3 protein-coding genes, 1 tRNA gene and 1 pseudogene are annotated in these 4,226 nt (G+C 50.3%); 4 read left to right on the top strand and 1 reads right to left on the bottom strand.

Annotated elements, in window-relative coordinates; genetic code table 11:
- The 3 genes and pseudogenes from DBO31_RS03990 to DBO31_RS04000 all read left to right on the top strand — a co-directional run.
- A pseudogene (locus DBO31_RS03990) lies at positions 1 to 213 on the top strand (phosphohydrolase); the annotation flags it as partial.
- A 136-nt stretch (positions 214 to 349) separates the two neighbouring features.
- Positions 350 to 1,654, top strand: coding sequence for a hypothetical protein (locus tag DBO31_RS03995; RefSeq protein WP_150824497.1), 1,305 nt, complete (start codon positions 350 to 352; stop codon positions 1,652 to 1,654).
- A 93-nt stretch (positions 1,655 to 1,747) separates the two neighbouring features.
- Entirely contained in the window at positions 1,748 to 3,259 is a 1,512-nt protein-coding gene (locus DBO31_RS04000) for an NAD(P)/FAD-dependent oxidoreductase (RefSeq protein ID WP_150824498.1), read from the top strand.
- A 177-nt stretch (positions 3,260 to 3,436) separates the two neighbouring features.
- Here DBO31_RS04000 and DBO31_RS04005 read toward each other — a convergent pair whose 3' ends face one another.
- Entirely contained in the window at positions 3,437 to 3,622 is a 186-nt protein-coding gene (locus DBO31_RS04005; protein WP_075581604.1) for a ferredoxin, read from the bottom strand.
- Between the two features lie 223 nt (positions 3,623 to 3,845).
- On the opposite strand from DBO31_RS04005, the gene DBO31_RS04010 reads away from it, so the two are divergent.
- A tRNA-Thr gene (locus DBO31_RS04010) sits at positions 3,846 to 3,921 on the top strand.
- The last annotated feature ends 305 nt before the right edge of the window (positions 3,922 to 4,226 follow it).

Below are 4,226 nucleotides of genomic sequence, written 5' to 3' on the forward strand. Positions count from 1 at the left end.
CATGACCGGGTCAATTACGCCGCCCTGTCCTCGACACTGCACGTAGACGTGCAGAAGCGTATTATTACGTTGGAAGTCGAACTCGATGAAAGCATATGTTCCCTTATGGATTATTTCGAAATTTTTCTCCAGCGCCTGCTCATGTGCAAACGAGCCGCAGAAGTCCTGGGCCTGCGTTTCAAGATGAAAGCCAACGGCAGCAAAATCAGCTGATAGTCCGTTTCGTCAGGCAGTCCGCGATGAACTGTGTCTGTATTGTGACGTAACCGCCATCTTTTCTGTGTATACTAAGGTCAATTGATATATATTATTAGTTTTACCTGTCATCAGAAAAGAAGGTTCTATGCAAATGAAATGGAAATCCTGGCGCCGGCTGGGCGCCGCTATCATGCTGTGTCTCTCACTGGGCAGCACGTCTTTTGCTGCCAATCATATTACAGAGGCTGAAGCCATCGGGGAAGTTACAGGAGATGGCGAGCACGTCTCTCATGTCATCGTCCAGTACGATGCGCCGGTTCTTTCATCTTCCCTTTCCCCTTCCGACTATACCGTCGATGGCCGGACGATTGAAAAAGTCTATACAAACACGGCGGCAGAAAAAACAACTGCCCATACGGAATCAGGGAACTATGTCGTACTCCAGCTCCAGGCCCTGCCCCTCGTCGATTCCTCTGTCGATCCTCATCCGGAAGACGGCCCCGTCAAAGACCGTCAGAAAAAAGGCCATGGCGGCGGACCCCAGTTGGGAAGCCACGGTAATCCCAGTCCACTTCCCGTCATGAAGGCGAACGTCAGCCAGACGGGATTTGTAAAAACGGTATCAGGCGCTCTCTATGGGCCGGAAGAAGGGATAGAAACTTCCAAATCCAGGGATCTGATTGTCGAAGATTTTATCCAGGGGACCTTTACGGACAGCCAGCAGCAGAATGCTGTATTAAAGTATAATCTCTATGTTCCGAAGAACTACGATCCACAAAAGAAATACCCCCTCGTCCTTTTCATGCATGATGCCGGCGTCGTCTCACCGGACGTCAAAGCAACGCTCGTCCAGGGGCTGGGAGCCGTCACCTTCGCATCGCCCGGATGGCAGGCCAGTCATCCCTGCTTCGTTCTGGCGCCCCAGTACGACACGGTTATCGTCGATGACAATTACGACTACGGGCCAGAACTGGATCGTACGATCCACCTCATCCAGTCTCTCTGCCAGACTTACTCCATCGATACGCGGCGCATATACAACACAGGCCAGTCCATGGGCGGCATGACATCGATTGCCATGGATGTTAAATATCCTCACTTCTTTGCCACATCGTATCTCATCGCCTGCAAATGGAATGCCGCCGTTACGGCTCCTCTTGCCAGCCAGCCGCTCTGGACGGTCATCTGTGAAGGCGATGCCGGTGCCTACCCGAGCATGACGGAAATATTGGGGAATCTGGAAAAATCCGGTACCAAAGTCGATCGCCAGACACTGGATGCCAATGTACCAACCGTACAGCTGCAGGCCGAAGCCGCCTCTCTGATTGAACCAGACTGCAGCCACTATCTTACGATTTACAAAGGCGGCAGCCATCGGTACACATGGCTGTATGCATACACGATGAAGCCGGCACTGGAATCGATATTCTCCCAGAGCCTGCCGGAAACACACTAATTACCAAAAACGTCTTCCTGCCTCATTGACAGGAAGACGTTTTTTTCCGTACACTTATTATATACAAGATTTCCATATACAAGGAGGATTTCCATGAAACAATACGATGTCATTATCATCGGCACGGGAGCAGCCAACATCATTGCTGATGCCGCTATACGGCAGCATAAACAAGTTGCTATCATCGAGCGGGGCCGCTTCGGCGGTACCTGCCTGAACCGGGGCTGCATCCCGACAAAAGTCATGGTGACAGCAGCCAATCTGCTCTGTGAAATACGGGAAGGAGCCCGTATCGGTGTCACAGCGGAAAACGCCACGCTGGACTGGGATACGCTGGCCCGGAGGCTGTGGCAGAAAATAGACGAAAGTCCGGCCATTCAGGCGTATTATGACCAATTCCCCAACGTCGATACCTATAACGGCACGGCCTCGTTTACCGGCAAAAAGACGATTGCCGTGACAAAATCCGACGGTACAGCAGAAGAACTGGAAGGCCGGCAGATTTTTATCGGTACTGGTGGCCGGACGAATATCCCCGTACTCCCCGGTCTGGAAGAATGCGGTTACATTACGTCAGAAACATTCTTTGGTCCCAAATTCCCGGGAAAACCGTATAAGAGCCTGATTGTCATCGGCGGCGGCCCCATAGGCTGTGAATTTTCTCATGTCTTTGAAGCGGCCGGCACCCAGGTCACCATCATCCAGCACAACGTCCGCCTTCTGCCAAAAGAAGAGCCAGAAATCTCGGCGTTCATGCTGCGCCAGTTCCAGAACCGTCATATCGATGTCCGCCTGAATCAGGACACGATATCCGTGCGGCGCGAAGGCGATGAAAAAGTCCTGACTATCCGCAACCGTACAGACGGGACGACGGCAGAAGTACGGGCCGAAGAAATCCTCGTGGCCCCCGGCATCCGCCCTATGACAGAACTGCTACAGCTGGAACATACGGATGTCCGTCTCGACAGCCGCGGCTATATCGAGACCAATGAGTTTCTCGAAACCAGCGCAGATGGCATCTGGGCCCTGGGCGATGTCAATGGCAGGGCGCCATTCCGCCATAAAGCCAATTACGAAGCCGAAATCATAGCCCACAATCTCTTTTCCCATATGCCCCGCGAAAACTGGCGCTGGGCACAATACGATGCCGTACCGGCCGTAACCTATACCTATCCGGAAACGGCCCATACAGGACTTACGGAAGAAGGAGCCCGAAAGCAGGGATATGATGTGGAAACGGCAGTCAACCACTACTCTGCCTCAGCCAAAGGCTATGCACTGGGATACGAACCGGGAGCTTCTGATGACGGATTTATCAAACTCATCATCGACAAAACGAGCAAACAGATTCTCGGCGCCCACATCGTAGGCCACGAAGCGTCCATCCTCATCCAACCCTTTGTCAACCTTCTCATGTGCGGTACTCACACAGTACAACCTCTCCGCCCGGATATTGCCTCAGCCGACGCACAGTATCTGCGCGATCTCCCCCTTACGCGCACGCTGGATCCGCGCAGTGTCTATACCCTGAGTGAAACCATGACGCCCCACCCGTCCCTTTCGGAAGTTACCATGTGGACACGATACTACTACGAAAAAAAATAAGATTTTGTTTAAACCAAATAATCTATGACTTGTAGCGAAAGATAAAACAGAGGCTGCAACGAAACGAACTTTTAAAGCCATTTCATTGCAGCCTCTGCTTTGTGTTACGGGAGTCTCACTTTATATCTGCACGATATCAGCACCCTGCCGATGCCGTACGCCCTGTGTATTTCTTTCTCAGGCTTCTTCGATGGCGCCTGCCGGGCAGTTGTTCATTGCGTCAATAGCGGATTCTTCAACTTCCGGTGCTACATCGTCAGGAATCGCTTCAGCCATACCGGAATCAGCCATGTGGAATACTTCCGGACAGGAACCTGCGCACATACCACAAGAGATACAGGAATCATTTACTTTGAATTTCATAAGTCATCGCTCCTTTCGCGATACATATATCATATGGAGGATTATCGTATTCCGGTTCATCACCGTTTCCTCTTTACACGTATAGTATAACCTGCGCTGCTTCGATTGTACGTTGTAAATATAACGAAGAAACAAATATATCGATTTTTTTCAATTTTTTACCTCTTGACAAAACGCCACGAAATGGATATACTAGTAAAGTACCGTTCAGGTACAATCATATGCCACTTTAGCTCAGCTGGTAGAGCATCTCATTCGTAATGAGAGGGTCGTTGGTTCGAATCCGATAAGTGGCTCCAATAAAAATAAGGCTTCTGGGAAACCGGAAGCCTTATTTCTTTGTAAAATTAATCGAGAATGGTGGTACAATGAAATTCAAAAAATTGACTATCCTGGAGATTCCCTTTGTATATCAAGAATCATCAGAATAAAGCTTGACCGGGCATGTCTGATAAAGTGAATAATAAAAATGAAAAGAGGTCTGCCGATAGACGGCTGACCCCAACTATAATTAGTTAAAATCGAGTAGGAGGCGGGCAATGACCCGCCGACCTCTCACACCACCGTGCGTACCGTTCGGTACACGGCGGTTCTCTAGTTTTCA

The organism is Megasphaera sp. DJF_B143, assembly GCF_900320625.1.
GTDB lineage: Bacteria > Bacillota > Negativicutes > Veillonellales > Megasphaeraceae > Megasphaera > Megasphaera hexanoica.

What these genes read in the sequence shown, in the direction of transcription:
- DBO31_RS04005 (WP_075581604.1), bottom strand. Translation starts at nt 3,622, where the DNA reads ATGAAATTCAAAGTAAATGATTCCTGTATCTCTTGTGGTATGTGCGCA.
- DBO31_RS04000 (WP_150824498.1), top strand. Translation starts at nt 1,748, where the DNA reads ATGAAACAATACGATGTCATTATCATCGGCACGGGAGCAGCCAACATC.
- DBO31_RS03995 (WP_150824497.1), top strand. Translation starts at nt 350, where the DNA reads ATGAAATGGAAATCCTGGCGCCGGCTGGGCGCCGCTATCATGCTGTGT.